This window comes from Neptuniibacter sp. 1_MG-2023, assembly GCF_030547185.1.
Taxonomy (GTDB): Bacteria; Pseudomonadota; Gammaproteobacteria; order Pseudomonadales; family Balneatricaceae; genus Neptuniibacter.
On sequence record NZ_JAUOQR010000003.1, the window covers coordinates 1 to 12,720 of the forward strand.

At 46.5% G+C, this 12,720-nt stretch carries 26 protein-coding genes and 1 pseudogene; all 27 read left to right on the top strand.

What is annotated here, in order from left to right:
* A pseudogene (locus Q4492_RS04475) lies at nt 1-147 on the top strand (elongation factor Tu); the annotation flags it as partial.
* A 217-nt stretch (nt 148-364) separates the two neighbouring features.
* The gene (rpsJ, locus tag Q4492_RS04480; protein WP_067984205.1) at nt 365-676 is read left to right on the top strand and encodes a 30S ribosomal protein S10; all 312 of its coding nucleotides are present in this window, start codon (nt 365-367) and stop codon (nt 674-676) included.
* Nucleotides 677-795: 119 nt separating this feature from the next.
* Nucleotides 796-1,443 carry a 50S ribosomal protein L3 gene (rplC, locus tag Q4492_RS04485; RefSeq protein ID WP_303416075.1) on the top strand — a complete coding sequence of 216 codons (648 nt, stop codon included), beginning with the start codon at nt 796-798 and terminating at the stop codon, nt 1,441-1,443.
* Nucleotide 1,444: 1 nt separating this feature from the next.
* Nucleotides 1,445-2,050, top strand: a complete 606-nt coding sequence (gene rplD / locus Q4492_RS04490; protein ID WP_303416076.1) for a 50S ribosomal protein L4 — start codon at nt 1,445-1,447, stop codon at nt 2,048-2,050.
* Nucleotides 2,047-2,343, top strand: a complete 297-nt coding sequence (rplW, locus tag Q4492_RS04495) for a 50S ribosomal protein L23 (RefSeq protein ID WP_067862875.1) — start codon at nt 2,047-2,049, stop codon at nt 2,341-2,343. The genes rplD and rplW overlap by 4 nt, the downstream gene beginning before the upstream one ends.
* Before the next feature lie 15 nt (nt 2,344-2,358).
* A complete protein-coding gene (rplB, locus tag Q4492_RS04500) occupies nt 2,359-3,186 on the top strand; it encodes a 50S ribosomal protein L2 (RefSeq protein ID WP_303416078.1) in 828 nt (275 codons plus the stop codon).
* Between the two features lie 12 nt (nt 3,187-3,198).
* Nucleotides 3,199-3,474, top strand: a complete 276-nt coding sequence (gene rpsS / locus Q4492_RS04505; RefSeq protein ID WP_067862871.1) for a 30S ribosomal protein S19 — start codon at nt 3,199-3,201, stop codon at nt 3,472-3,474.
* 11 nt (nt 3,475-3,485) lie between these two features.
* Nucleotides 3,486-3,815 (top strand): 50S ribosomal protein L22, encoded by a 330-nt coding sequence (rplV, locus tag Q4492_RS04510; RefSeq protein WP_067983794.1) that lies wholly within the window; start codon nt 3,486-3,488, stop codon nt 3,813-3,815.
* A gap of 23 nt (nt 3,816-3,838) precedes the next feature.
* The gene (gene rpsC / locus Q4492_RS04515) at nt 3,839-4,519 is read left to right on the top strand and encodes a 30S ribosomal protein S3 (RefSeq protein ID WP_067983795.1); all 681 of its coding nucleotides are present in this window, start codon (nt 3,839-3,841) and stop codon (nt 4,517-4,519) included.
* 11 nt (nt 4,520-4,530) lie between these two features.
* On the top strand, nt 4,531-4,944 hold the full coding sequence (rplP, locus tag Q4492_RS04520; protein ID WP_067862864.1) for a 50S ribosomal protein L16: 414 nt from the start codon (nt 4,531-4,533) through the stop codon (nt 4,942-4,944).
* Nucleotides 4,944-5,135 carry a 50S ribosomal protein L29 gene (rpmC, locus tag Q4492_RS04525; protein WP_067862863.1) on the top strand — a complete coding sequence of 64 codons (192 nt, stop codon included), beginning with the start codon at nt 4,944-4,946 and terminating at the stop codon, nt 5,133-5,135. Before rplP ends, rpmC begins: the two co-directional genes overlap by 1 nt.
* Before the next feature lie 2 nt (nt 5,136-5,137).
* Nucleotides 5,138-5,401 carry a 30S ribosomal protein S17 gene (gene rpsQ, locus Q4492_RS04530; protein ID WP_067862856.1) on the top strand — a complete coding sequence of 88 codons (264 nt, stop codon included), beginning with the start codon at nt 5,138-5,140 and terminating at the stop codon, nt 5,399-5,401.
* Nucleotides 5,402-5,475: 74 nt separating this feature from the next.
* Nucleotides 5,476-5,844, top strand: a complete 369-nt coding sequence (rplN, locus tag Q4492_RS04535; RefSeq protein WP_067983797.1) for a 50S ribosomal protein L14 — start codon at nt 5,476-5,478, stop codon at nt 5,842-5,844.
* A 102-nt stretch (nt 5,845-5,946) separates the two neighbouring features.
* Nucleotides 5,947-6,261 (top strand): 50S ribosomal protein L24, encoded by a 315-nt coding sequence (gene rplX / locus Q4492_RS04540; RefSeq protein ID WP_067862852.1) that lies wholly within the window; start codon nt 5,947-5,949, stop codon nt 6,259-6,261.
* A gap of 14 nt (nt 6,262-6,275) precedes the next feature.
* Nucleotides 6,276-6,815: a 50S ribosomal protein L5 gene (gene rplE, locus Q4492_RS04545; RefSeq protein ID WP_067862850.1), complete on the top strand. Its 540-nt coding sequence runs from the start codon at nt 6,276-6,278 to the stop codon at nt 6,813-6,815.
* A 12-nt stretch (nt 6,816-6,827) separates the two neighbouring features.
* Entirely contained in the window at nt 6,828-7,133 is a 306-nt protein-coding gene (rpsN, locus tag Q4492_RS04550; RefSeq protein WP_303416081.1) for a 30S ribosomal protein S14, read from the top strand.
* Between the two features lie 83 nt (nt 7,134-7,216).
* Complete coding sequence (gene rpsH, locus Q4492_RS04555; RefSeq protein ID WP_067983804.1) at nt 7,217-7,609, top strand: 30S ribosomal protein S8; 393 nt, start codon at nt 7,217-7,219, stop codon at nt 7,607-7,609.
* An 11-nt stretch (nt 7,610-7,620) separates the two neighbouring features.
* Complete coding sequence (gene rplF, locus Q4492_RS04560; protein WP_303416083.1) at nt 7,621-8,154, top strand: 50S ribosomal protein L6; 534 nt, start codon at nt 7,621-7,623, stop codon at nt 8,152-8,154.
* 13 nt (nt 8,155-8,167) lie between these two features.
* Nucleotides 8,168-8,518, top strand: coding sequence for a 50S ribosomal protein L18 (rplR, locus tag Q4492_RS04565; RefSeq protein WP_067983808.1), 351 nt, complete (start codon nt 8,168-8,170; stop codon nt 8,516-8,518).
* 11 nt (nt 8,519-8,529) lie between these two features.
* Nucleotides 8,530-9,030 (top strand): 30S ribosomal protein S5, encoded by a 501-nt coding sequence (gene rpsE / locus Q4492_RS04570; RefSeq protein WP_067862841.1) that lies wholly within the window; start codon nt 8,530-8,532, stop codon nt 9,028-9,030.
* A 6-nt stretch (nt 9,031-9,036) separates the two neighbouring features.
* Nucleotides 9,037-9,216, top strand: coding sequence for a 50S ribosomal protein L30 (gene rpmD, locus Q4492_RS04575; RefSeq protein WP_067983812.1), 180 nt, complete (start codon nt 9,037-9,039; stop codon nt 9,214-9,216).
* A gap of 16 nt (nt 9,217-9,232) precedes the next feature.
* Nucleotides 9,233-9,667 (top strand): 50S ribosomal protein L15, encoded by a 435-nt coding sequence (rplO, locus tag Q4492_RS04580; protein ID WP_067983814.1) that lies wholly within the window; start codon nt 9,233-9,235, stop codon nt 9,665-9,667.
* On the top strand, nt 9,668-10,996 hold the full coding sequence (gene secY / locus Q4492_RS04585) for a preprotein translocase subunit SecY (RefSeq protein ID WP_067862834.1): 1,329 nt from the start codon (nt 9,668-9,670) through the stop codon (nt 10,994-10,996).
* 21 nt (nt 10,997-11,017) lie between these two features.
* On the top strand, nt 11,018-11,134 hold the full coding sequence (gene rpmJ / locus Q4492_RS04590; protein ID WP_007021200.1) for a 50S ribosomal protein L36: 117 nt from the start codon (nt 11,018-11,020) through the stop codon (nt 11,132-11,134).
* A gap of 155 nt (nt 11,135-11,289) precedes the next feature.
* Nucleotides 11,290-11,646: a 30S ribosomal protein S13 gene (rpsM, locus tag Q4492_RS04595; RefSeq protein ID WP_303416084.1), complete on the top strand. Its 357-nt coding sequence runs from the start codon at nt 11,290-11,292 to the stop codon at nt 11,644-11,646.
* A gap of 25 nt (nt 11,647-11,671) precedes the next feature.
* Nucleotides 11,672-12,061, top strand: coding sequence for a 30S ribosomal protein S11 (rpsK, locus tag Q4492_RS04600; RefSeq protein WP_067862832.1), 390 nt, complete (start codon nt 11,672-11,674; stop codon nt 12,059-12,061).
* A 15-nt stretch (nt 12,062-12,076) separates the two neighbouring features.
* Nucleotides 12,077-12,697: a 30S ribosomal protein S4 gene (gene rpsD / locus Q4492_RS04605; protein ID WP_067862831.1), complete on the top strand. Its 621-nt coding sequence runs from the start codon at nt 12,077-12,079 to the stop codon at nt 12,695-12,697.
* The last annotated feature ends 23 nt before the right edge of the window (nt 12,698-12,720 follow it).

The window sequence follows — 12,720 nt, forward strand, 5'->3', positions numbered from 1 at the left end:
GGTGTTGAAATGGTAATGCCAGGCGATAACGTTCAGATGGATGTTACGCTAATCAACCCGATTGCGATGGAAGAAGGTCTACGTTTTGCGATCCGTGAAGGCGGTCGTACAGTAGGTGCTGGTGTTGTATCTAAAATTATCGAGTAATAACTCTTTAATTTAAGAAAGCCCTCTTTGGAGGGCTTTTTTTTGCTCATTGCTAGTTTGTGCCGCAGTTGTTGCGGTGTTGACTGATTATTGAGCAAATAAATGGTTGCTGGTCTTGACCTAAGGGTTTTGTATCAGTAGAATTTGCGTCCCCCTTATAGTAGGGGGAGGTCGGCATTGTGCCGTAAATAAAATTTTTTGGAAATGTGTGATCGAAATGCAGAATCAGAAAATTCGTATTCGTCTGAAAGCCTTTGATCATCGCTTGATCGACTCTTCTGCGCAGGAAATCGTAGATACTGCAAAGAGAACTGGCGCTCAAGTACGTGGTCCGATCCCACTTCCTACCCGCAAAGAACGTTTTACAGTTCTGATTTCACCTCACGTGAACAAAGATGCACGTGATCAATATGAAATCCGTACTCATAAGCGTGTTCTAGATATCGTTGAGCCAACTGAAAAAACAGTTGATGCTCTAATGAAACTAGATCTTGCAGCGGGTGTTGAAGTGCAGATCAGCCTTGGCTAAAGGCAACTGCGCAGAATTAATATTTATTAATGAAGCGCTTTATTAGTGTGGAATGCTCTGGAAAGGGCAGCCGTAGTGGGTAACAGCCCCGTACACAACTGGCAAGAGGTTTTAAAGAAATGTCTGTAGGTTTAATCGGACGTAAAGCGGGTATGACTCGTGTCTTCACTGAAGACGGCGTATCCGTGCCAGTCACCGTCATCGAAGTGGAACCGAACCGTGTTACTTCTGTTAAAACAGAAGAAGCTGACGGCTATGCAGCAGTGCAGGTTACTACTGGTTCTAAGAAGGCTAATAGCCTGACTAAACCAGAAGCTGGTACCTTCGCTAAAGCTGGCGTAGAAGCAGGACGTGGTTTATGGGAGTTCCGCCTGTCGGGTGGCGACGAAGTCAACGTTGGCGATGAGCTAACTGTTGCGCGCTTCGAAGCTGGTCAGAAAGTAGATGTAACTGGTCAATCCAAAGGTAAAGGTTTCCAAGGCGGCGTTAAGCGTTGGAACTTCTCCATGCAGGATGCGACTCACGGTAACTCTCTTTCTCACCGTGCTCCGGGTTCAATTGGTCAATGTCAGACTCCTGGTCGTGTTTGGAAAGGCAAAAAGATGGCAGGGCAGATGGGTAATGTACAGGTAACTGTTCAGACCCTTGAAGTTGTGCGTGTTGATGCTGAACGTAACTTGTTATTGATCAAGGGTGCTGTTCCAGGCGCTACTGGCGGTGACGTAATCGTTAAACTAGCTGTTAAAGCTGGCGCCAAGGGGGTTTGAAATGAATCTGAATTTAGCTGGAGCTAATGGTTCGGTAGAAGTTTCTGAACTTGCTTTTGGTAAAGAATTCAACGAAACGCTAGTCCATCAAGTAGTTACTGCTTATATGGCTGGCGGTCGTCAAGGCACTAAAGCACAGAAAAACCGTTCTGCGGTTTCTGGTGGTGGTGCTAAACCATGGCGTCAAAAAGGTACAGGTCGTGCGCGTGCGGGAACAAGTCGTTCTCCAATCTGGCGTGCCGGTGGTGTAACTTTTGCGGCTCAGCCGCGCGACCATTCTCAGAAAGTTAACAAAAAAATGTACCGTGCTGCTATGCGTTGCATCTTTTCTGAGTTAGTTCGTCAAGATCGCCTGGTTGTGGTTGAAGATTTCACTGTGGAGTCTCCAAAAACAAAACAGTTTGTGGCTAAGCTTAATGAGCTTGAGCTGTCTAACGCGCTGCTGGTTACTGCAGATGTAGAACAGAATTTGTTCCTTGCTGCACGCAATGTTCCACATGTGGATGTTCGTGACGCACAGGGAGTTGATCCAGTTTCACTGGTTGGCTTCGAAAAGGTACTTGTTACTGTTGCTGCTCTGAAGAAAATCGAGGAGAAGTTGTCATGAAACAGGAACGCATTTATCAAGTGCTGCTGGGTCCGCACATCTCCGAGAAAGCTACTATTGTAGCTGATGGTTCTCAGCAGGTTGTTTTTCGTGTAGCAAAAGACGCTACTAAACCAGAAATCAAAACAGCAGTTGAAGAATTGTTTGACGTTAAAGTTAAAGGCGTCAACGTTCTTAATGCTAAGGGTAAGACCAAGCGTACACAGCGTGGTCTTGGCAAGCGTAGCGATGTGCGTAAAGCATACGTTGCTCTAGCTGATGGCTCTGAGATTGATTTCTTGGGTGGCGAGTAATAGAGGGTTTGAAAAATGGCAGTGACTAAAACTAAGCCGACCTCTGCTGGACGCCGTCATGTAGTGACAGTGACTAACTCTGAGCTACACAAGGGCAAGCCGCATGCAGCTCTTGTTGAGAAGAAGAGCAAAAGTGGTGGTCGTAACCATCACGGTCGCATCACTACTCGTCATATTGGCGGTGGTCACAAGCAGCAGTACCGTGTTATTGATTTTCGTCGTAATAAAGACGGTATTCCAGCGACAATTGAGCGCTTGGAATACGACCCGAACCGTTCTGCACATATCGCACTAGTTGTGTATGCAGATGGTGAGCGTCGTTATATCATCGCACCAAAAGGTGTTTCTGCAGGCGCTAAGATTATTTCTGGTGATTCTGTAGATATAAAACCAGGTAATACTATGCCGCTTCGCAACGTACCAGTAGGTTCTACTGTACATTGTGTTGAGCTAAAACCAGGTAAAGGTGCGCAGCTTGCTCGTTCTGCGGGTACGTCTGCACAGTTAGTGGCACGTGAAGGTGCTTACGCTACTCTTCGTCTACGTTCTGGCGAAATGCGTAAAGTCCTTATTGAGTGTCGCGCTACTCTGGGTGAAGTGAGCAACAGTGAGCATTCCTTGCGTCAGCTTGGTAAAGCTGGTGCTACACGCTGGCGTGGTGTTCGTCCTACCGTTCGTGGTGTTGCGATGAACCCAGTTGATCACCCACATGGTGGTGGTGAAGGTCGTACTTCCGGTGGTCGTCACCCAGTGTCGCCATGGGGTGTTCCGACTAAGGGTTATAAAACTCGTAAGAACAAGCGTACTGACAAGTTAATTGTACGCCGTCGTAACGCTAAGTAAGAGGATACAGCTGTGCCACGTTCACTGAAGAAAGGTCCATTTATCGACCTTCACCTGTTGAAAAAGGTAGAAGCTGCGATTGAAAGCAACGAGCGTCGTCCAATCAAAACTTGGTCTCGTCGTTCTACGATTTTTCCTAATTTCGTAGGTCTTACAATTGCAGTACACAACGGCCGTCAGCATGTTCCGGTATTTGTTACCGAAGACATGGTTGGTCATAAACTGGGCGAGTTTGCCGTGACACGTACATATCGTGGCCACGTAGCAGACAAAAAAGCCAAGCGATAAGGAGTTAGATGATGGAAGTTGCCGCTAAGCACATGGGCGCCCGCATCTCCGCACAGAAAGCACGTCTGGTCGTTGACCAGATCCGTGGTAAATCTGTAGGTGAAGCTCTGAACATCCTGGCGTTTAGTCCAAAAAAAGGTGCGGATCTTGTCAAGAAAGTACTCGAGTCAGCTATTGCTAACGCAGAGCATAACGACGGTGCAGATATTGACGAACTACGTGTTTCTACAGTCTTTGTTGATGAAGCAATGACTATGAAGCGTATTAAGCCGCGTGCGAAAGGTCGCGCTGATCGAATTTTGAAGCGCTCCTGTCACATCACTGTTAAAGTGGCCGACTGAGCTGACAGCTAGGAGAGTTCGTTATGGGTCAGAAAGTACATCCGACCGGTATTCGTCTCGGGATTGTTAAAGATCACACTTCTGTGTGGTATGCCGACAAGAACGAATACGCAAGCAAGCTGCTAAATGATCTAGAAGTACGTGAGTACCTAGATAAACAGCTTGAGAAAGCATCTGTGAGCCGCATCGAAATCGAGCGTCCTGCACAGAATGCAAAAATTACTATTCATACTGCTCGTCCGGGTATTGTGATTGGTAAAAAAGGCGAAGATGTTGAGAAACTACGTAATACCGTATCAGAAATGATGGGTGTTCCGGTGCATATCAATATCGAAGAAATTCGTAAGCCAGAGCTAGACGCACGCTTGGTAGCCCAAGGTGTTGCTAGTCAGCTAGAGCGTCGTGTTATGTTCCGTCGTGCTATGAAGCGCGCTGTACAGAATGCAATGCGTCTTGGTGCCAAGGGTATTAAGATTCAGCTGGGTGGTCGTCTAGGTGGTGCCGAAATTGCTCGTAGTGAGTGGTATCGTGAAGGCCGTGTGCCATTGCACACATTGCGTGCTGATATCGATTACGCTACATATGAAGCGCACACTACATACGGTGTGATCGGCGTTAAAGTCTGGATCTTCAAAGGCGAGATTCTTGGTGGCATCGAACAGGTGCGTGCTGAGAAGAATGCGCCTAAGAAGAAAGGTAAGTGAGGTAGACGTCGATGCTACAACCTAAACGTCTTAAGTTCCGCAAGATGATGAAAGGTCGCAACCGCGGCCTAGCACAACGCGGTAGCACTGTAAGTTTTGGTGAGTTTGCACTGAAAGCGACCGGTCGTGGTCGTATCACTGCACGTCAGATCGAAGCAGCGCGTCGTACCATGACACGTCATGTTAAGCGTGGTGGTAAAATCTGGATCCGTGTGTTCCCAGATAAGCCAATCTCTAAGAAACCGCTTGAAGTACGTATGGGTAAAGGTAAAGGTGCAGTTGAGTATTGGGTTGCTCAGATTAAGCCTGGTAAGGTTCTGTTCGAAATGAGCGGTGTACCTGAACAGCTTGCTTCTGAAGCATTCACACTTGCTGCTGCTAAATTGCCTGTTGCTACAACCATTGTTAAGCGGACGGTGATGTAATGAAAGCAATTGAACTACGTGAAAAGTCCGTTGATGAGCTTCAGCAGGAGCTATTAGGTCTTCTAAAAGAGCAGTTTAATCTGCGCATGCAGAAGTCTACTGGCCAGCTAGCACAGAACCACCTTTTAGGTCAGGTTCGTCGTGACATTGCTCGTGTGAAGACAATACTCAACGAAAAGGCAGGTAACTAAGTATGAGCGCCGAAAAACGTACTCGAACTGTTACTGGTCGCGTTGTTAGCGACAAGATGGATAAAACCATCACAGTTCTGGTTGAGCGCAAAGAGAAGCATCCGATTTACGGAAAATTCATGAAGCGCTCTTCTAAACTGCATGCTCACGATGAGAAAAATGAGTGTAAGCAAGGTGACTTAGTTACTGTTGCTGAAACTCGTCCTTTGTCCAAGAATAAATCTTGGGCGCTTGTTCGTATTGAAGAGCGTGCAGCAAAGGTGTAAACTATTGCGCCTTTGCTCCATTAAGCCGGCCCGTCCGTTTAACGGACGGCCTCTAAATGTTTATGGAGTAGACCATGATTCAAACTGAATCTATGCTTGATGTCGCTGATAACAGCGGTGCTAAGCGAGTACAGTGTATTAAGGTCCTTGGTGGTTCTCACCGCCGCTACGCTTCTGTAGGTGACATTATTAAAGTCACTGTTAAAGAAGCGATTCCTCGCGGTAAAGTGAAGAAAGGCCAAGTACTTAACGCCGTAGTGGTACGTACCCGTAAAGGTGTTCGTCGTTCTGATGGCTCAGTAATCCGCTTTGATACAAACTCAGCGGTATTGTTGAACGCAAATGACGCGCCTATCGGTACTCGTATCTTTGGCCCAGTGACGCGTGAACTTCGTAATGAGAAGTTTATGAAAATCATTTCCCTGGCGCCTGAAGTGCTATAAAGATTGAACAATTAACTGTTCAATTTATGTAAAAACGCTAACACTGAGAAGTGTTGGCGTTTTTGAGCATGAGAGGGTAGCAGGAAGCGATATAGGTATATTATGCGCAAAATTAAACGTGACGATGAAGTAATTGTCATCGCAGGAAAAGACAAGGGCAAGCGTGGCACTGTCATGCGAGTTCTGGACGATCGTTTGGTCGTTTCTGGTATCAACATGGTGAAGAAGCATACTAAGCCGAACCCAATGTTGGGCAAAGCTGGCGGCATCGTTGAAAAAGAAGCGGCAATTGCTGTTTCTAACGTAGCTATCTTCAACCCGCAGACTGGTAAGGGCGATCGTGTAGGCTTCAAGATTCTTGAAGACGGCACTAAATCTCGCATCTTTAAGTCTACCGGCGAAATAATTGGCGGATAAGGGGAGCTGATATCATGTCTAGATTAAAAGCGCTTTATAATGATTCCGTTAAGCAGCAGCTTAAAGATGAGCTGAACTGCCCTAACGTAATGGCTGTTCCACGTTTGACCAAAATCACTCTTAATATGGGTGTTGGTGAAGCGTTAGGGGACAAGAAACAGATGGAAAATGCTGTTGCAGATATGACTGCAATCGCAGGTCAGAAACCTGTTGTTTGTCTTGCACGTAAATCTATCGCGGGCTTTAAAGTTCGTGAAGGTTGGCCAATCGGCTGTAAGGTTACTTTACGCGGCGAGCGTATGTGGGAATTCTTGGATCGTTTGGTAGATATTTCTATCCCTCGTGTTCGTGACTTCCGTGGCTTGAATCCGAAATCTTTCGATGGTCGTGGCAATTACAGCATGGGTGTTAAAGAGCAGATTATCTTCCCTGAAATCGAATTCGATAAGGTAGATAAAATGCGTGGTATGGATATTACTATCACGACTACTGCTAAAAATAACGATGAGGGTCGCGCCCTGTTGGCTGCCCTGAACTTCCCGTTCCGTAAGTGATAGGCATACATCATGGCTAAAGAATCTATGAAGGCACGCGAAGATAAGCGTGCAAAACTTGTTGCTAAGTTCGCTGAAAAACGTGCTGAGCTTAAAGCAATTATTAGTAACCCTAACTCATCAGAAGACGAGATTTGGGATGCAGCAATGGCGCTTCAGAAGTTGCCACGCGATTCCAGTGCATCTCGTCAACGTCGTCGCTGTCAAGTGACTGGCCGTCCACACGGTGTATACCGTAAGTTTGGCTTGTCTCGTATTAAGTTACGTGAAGCTGCGATGCGTGGTGATGTTCCAGGTTTGAAAAAGGCTAGCTGGTAATCTCCAGTTAGTAAAATGGTAAGCGCAGTGGTCTGGCCCTCTTGAGGGTACCGCATTGTGCTGCACAATGAGGAAGTAAATGCATGAGCATGCAAGATACTCTAGCGGATATGTTTACACGTATTCGTAACGGTCATATGGCTGAAAAGCAGGCCGTATCTATGCCGTCTTCCAAAGTAAAAGTATCTGTTGCCGAAGTTCTAAAAGAAGAAGGTTACATCACTGACTACTCTGTAGAAGGTGAAGTAAAACCGGTTCTGAACATCGAGCTTAAATACTTTGAAGGAAAGCCGGTAATTGAAGAGATTAAACGTGTAAGTCGTCCAGGTTTGCGTATCTATAAGAACGCATCAGAGTTGCCAAAGGTTTCTGCTGGTCTGGGTGTAGCGATTATCTCTACAAGTAAAGGTGTCATGGCCGACCGCGCTGCACGTAGTGCTGGTGTGGGTGGCGAAGTAATCTGCACGGTATTCTAAGAGGTATTTCAATGTCACGTATTGCGAAAAGCCCCGTAGTTGTACCTGCAGGTGTTGAAGTTAAGGTTGACGGTCAGTCCGTTAACGTTAAAGGTAAGAATGGTCAGCTTTCTTTAGACGTTCATCCTTCTGTTTCCGTTTCTCAAGAAGAAAGCGGACTGAAGTTTGCAGCTAAAGAAGGTACTAAGCTGTCTCTTGCTCTGTCTGGTACTACTCGCTCACTAGTAAACAACATGGTTATTGGTGTGACTGAAGGTTTCAAAAAGACTCTTCAGCTTCAAGGTGTTGGTTATCGTGCTGCCGCTAAAGGCAAAACGCTTAATCTTAGCCTTGGTTTCTCACATCCAATCGATTACGAACTACCGGAAGGTATTTCTGCTGAGACGCCTAACGTTACTACGATCATATTGTCAGGTGCTGACAAACAGATCCTAGGTCAGGCTGCAGCTGAAATTCGCGCGTTCCGTCCGCCAGAGCCTTATAAAGGTAAAGGTGTTCGTTATGCTGATGAGTATGTTCGTCGTAAAGAAGCGAAGAAAAAGTAAATAGGGCAGGGTTATGAACACTAAGAAACAATCTCGTATTCGTCGTGCTCGCCGCTCCCGTCTGAAAATGCGTGAGTTAGGTGCAACACGTTTGTGTGTTACACGCACACCGCGTCATATCTACGCTCAGGTTATCTCTGCAGATGGTGGTAAAGTCCTTGCGGCAGCCTCTACAGTAGAAAAAGATCTACGCGAGACAACTGGCGGTAATGTTGCGGCTGCTGAAACGGTTGGTACTTTGATCGCTCAGCGCGCTAAAGAAGCTGGTGTATCTAAAGTAGCTTTCGACCGTTCTGGTTATCAGTATCACGGTCGTGTTAAAGCTTTGGCTGATGCAGCCCGCGAAGGCGGCCTGGAATTCTAAAGGGATCGAATATGTCAAATCATGAACAGAAAGACGGCGATCTGCAGGAAAAGCTGGTTCAGGTTAACCGCGTCGCTAAAGTAGTAAAAGGTGGTCGTATCTTCGGCTTTACTGCACTAACCGTTGTTGGTGATGGTAAAGGTCGTGTAGGTTTCGGTCGTGGTAAAGCTCGTGAAGTTCCTGCTGCTATTCAAAAAGCAATGGAACAAGCTCGTCGTAACATGGTTTCAGTTGAACTGAACGGCGACACGTTGCAGTACCCAATTAAAGCACGTCATGGTGCTTCTAAAGTTTACATGCAGCCTGCTTCTCAGGGTACTGGTGTTATCGCAGGTGGTGCGATGCGTGCAGTTCTTGAATTGGCGGGTGTCCATAACGTACTTGCTAAGTGCTACGGTTCTACTAATCCGGTAAACGTTGTTCGTGCGACTGTTAAAGGTCTTGCAACAATGAAATCACCTGATGATGTGGCCGCTAAGCGTGGTAAGTCCGTAGAAGACATTCTGGGGTAATCGACAATGGCTAAAACTGTAAAAGTAACATTAGTACGTAGCCCTATCGGTACCCTTCCTAACCACAAATTGTGCGTTAAGGGTCTTGGGCTACGCCGTATTGGACACACAGTTGAAGTAGAAGATACTCCATCTGTCCGTGGCATGATAAACAAAGTTAACTACATGGTTCGTGTAGAAGACTAATAAGGGAGTTCACAACATGCGTCTGAACACTCTAAGTCCAGCAGACGGTTCACGTAAAGCACCTAAGCGTGTTGGTCGTGGTATTGGTTCTGGTTTGGGTAAGACTTGTGGCCGTGGTCACAAAGGTCAGAAATCCCGCTCCGGCGGATCTGTAAAACCTGGTTTTGAAGGTGGTCAAATGCCTTTGCAGCGTCGTCTGCCAAAATTTGGTTTTACTTCTCGTATTGCTCGCTATGTTACTGAGATTCGTCTTGGTGAACTGGCTAAAATCGAGTCAGAAGTAATTGATCTTGAAGCTTTGAAAGCTGCAGATATCATCAAGCAGGAAATTAAAACTGCTAAAGTGATTCTGTCTGGTGAGATCACGAAGGCTGTCACCGTTAAAGGTCTTAAAGTGACTAAAGGTGCACAGGCTGCTATCGAAGCTGCTGGCGGTAAAGTCGAGGCGTAAATGGCTAAGAAAGGACCAATACCGGCTGGAGTACAAAATGGACTAGGTGAGCTTAAGTCTCGCTTATTGTTCGTTTTGATCGCGATTGTGGTATACCGTATAGGGGCTCATATCCCTGTACCAGGTATTAACCCAGATCGCCTAGCCGCTTTATTTGATCAGAATCAGGGCACTATCCTGAGTCTCTTTAACATGTTCTCCGGCGGCGCGCTGGAAAGAATGAGTATTTTGGCATTAGGTATTATGCCGTACATCTCTGCATCTATTATTATGCAGCTGATGACGGTGGTAAGTCCTACGCTTGCTCAGTTGAAGAAGGAAGGAGAGGCTGGTCGTCGTAAGATCAACCAGTACACTCGCTACGGCACTGTGCTACTTGCAACCGTTCAGTCATTTGGTATGGCTGTCGGCCTTGCTAATCAAGGTATCGCTTTCAGTGCGGATATCAGCTTCTATTTTGTTGCTGTTGTCACATTGGTTGCGGGTGCAGTTTTCTTGATGTGGTTAGGTGAACAGGTTACAGAACGGGGTATCGGTAACGGTATTTCTATTCTGATCTTTGCTGGTATTGTGGCTGGGTTGCCAAGTGCGATCGGTCAGGCCTTTGAAGCAGCGCGTCAGGGTGATTTAAATATTCTTGCGCTGTTAGCCATCGCTTTTATGGCGGTTGCTACTGTTGGCTTTGTCGTGTTTATGGAGAGAGGGCAACGCCGTATCACCATAAACTATGCTAAGCGCCAGCAAGGTAACCGTGTATTTGCGGCACAGACTAGCCACCTTCCACTTAAAGTGAATATGGCTGGTGTGATTCCGCCGATTTTTGCCTCGAGTATATTGCTGTTCCCTGCCTCCATGGGCCAATGGTTTGGTCAAGGTGAAGGTATGGATTGGCTGCAAAATGTTGCTTTAGCGCTTGGCCCAGGTCAGCCGCTCTATATTTTGCTGTTCTCGGTTGCAATTATATTTTTCTGTTACTTCTATACTGCGATTGTTTTCAATCCAAAAGATGTAGCAGATAACCTGAAAAAATCAGGTGCTTTTATTCCGGGTATTCGTCCAGGTGAACAGTCTGCGCGGTATATTGATACTGTGTTAGGCCGATTGACCTTGTTTGGGGCGCTATATATTACTGCGGTATCTTTGATGCCTCAGTTCCTTGTAGTTGCCGCTAACGTACCGTTTTATTTCGGTGGCACCTCACTCTTGATCGTGGTGGTCGTTGTGATGGACTTTATGGCGCAGGTGCAATCTCACCTGATGTCCCATCAGTACGAGTCCCTGATGAAGAAATCTAATCTTAAAGGTGGTAGCGCAGGAAGCTCGCGCTAAAGGCCACAACTGGAGTAGATCATGAAAGTACGTGCATCTGTTAAGAAGATCTGTCGTAACTGCAAAATCGTTCGTCGTAATGGTTCAGTTCGCGTGATCTGTAAAGTAGAGCCGCGTCACAAACAGCGTCAGGGTTAATCTTTAGATTAATTACTGATTTGGGCGTAGAAGGCGCAAAACACTTGATTTAATTTTAATCAGTGTGTATTATTGCGCGCCTTCTGCGAACAGAACATATATTTTACTGGTGTATGTAAATAACTACATATGCCTTTTTTTAACGGAGTAATAGAATGGCCCGTATAGCTGGCGTCAACATTCCTGACAATAAGCATGCGGTAATTTCTCTGACTTACATTTACGGTATTGGCCGCACGACTGCCACCAGCATTCTTGAAGCATCTGGTATTACACCAACTGTTAAAATTGCTGATTTGTCCGATGAACAATTGGACGTCATTCGTGGAGAAGTTGCTAAGTTGACTGTTGAGGGCGATCTGCGTCGCGAAGTATCCATGAGCATCAAACGTTTGATGGATCTTGGTTGTTTCCGCGGTATTCGCCACCGTCGTAACCTTCCGGTTCGCGGTCAGCGTAGTAAGACTAACGCGCGTACTCGAAAAGGCCCGCGTAAGCCGATCCGTAAATAAGTGGTAAGCGATAGGAATTCCCAATATGGCAAAGCCAGGTAATCGCACACGCAAAAAAGTGAAGAAGCAGGTTGCGGATGGGTTCGCCCATATTCATGCTTCTTTCAACAATACGATCATTACAATTACTGATCGCCAGGGTAATGCTCTTTCTTGGGCAACTGCAGGTGGCTCCGGCTTCCGCGGTTCTCGTAAGAGTACCCCATTCGCTGCTCAGGTTGCTGCTGAGCGCGCTGGACAGGCTGCACTTGAGTATGGCCTGAAAAACCTCGACGTATTTGTGAAGGGTCCTGGACCCGGCCGTGAATCTGCAGTTCGTGCACTGAACTCATGTGGCTACAAAATCGCAAATATAACGGATGTGACGCCTATACCACACAATGGTTGTCGTCCTCCGAAGAAACGTCGCGTTTAACCTGGAGACGGTAATATGGCTCGTTATCTTGGACCTAAGTGCAAACTGTCTCGCCGGGAAGGTACAGACCTTTTCCTGAAGAGCGGTGTTCGTGCACTGGACAGCAAGTGTAAAGCTGAGACTGTCCCTGGTGTTCACGGCGCACGTCGTGGTCGGTTATCCGACTATGGCTTGCAGTTACGTGAAAAACAGAAAGTTCGTCGTATGTACGGCGTTCTGGAACGTCAGTTCCGTAGTTATTATAAAGAAGCGGCTCGTCGTAGTGGTGCAACAGGTGAAAACTTGCTGCAGCTGCTAGAAGGCCGTTTGGACAACGTTGTTTATCGTATGGGATTTGGTGCTACTCGCGCTGAAGCTCGTCAGATCGTTTCTCATCGTTCGATCACTGTTAACGGCCAGGTTGTGAACATTGCATCCTACCAAGTTAAAGCAGGTGATGTTGTTGCAGTTCGTGAAAAAGCTAAAGCTCAGTTGCGTATTAAAAACGCACTTGAATTAGCTGGTCAACGTACAGCAATAGAATGGGTTGAAGTAGACGCTGCTAAAATGGAAGGGACTTATAAAGCCACTCCTGAGCGTTCTGATCTATCTGCAGATATCAACGAGCAGCTTATTGTTGAGCTGTACTCGAAGTAATTTTAACTTTAATTTGGTGGAAA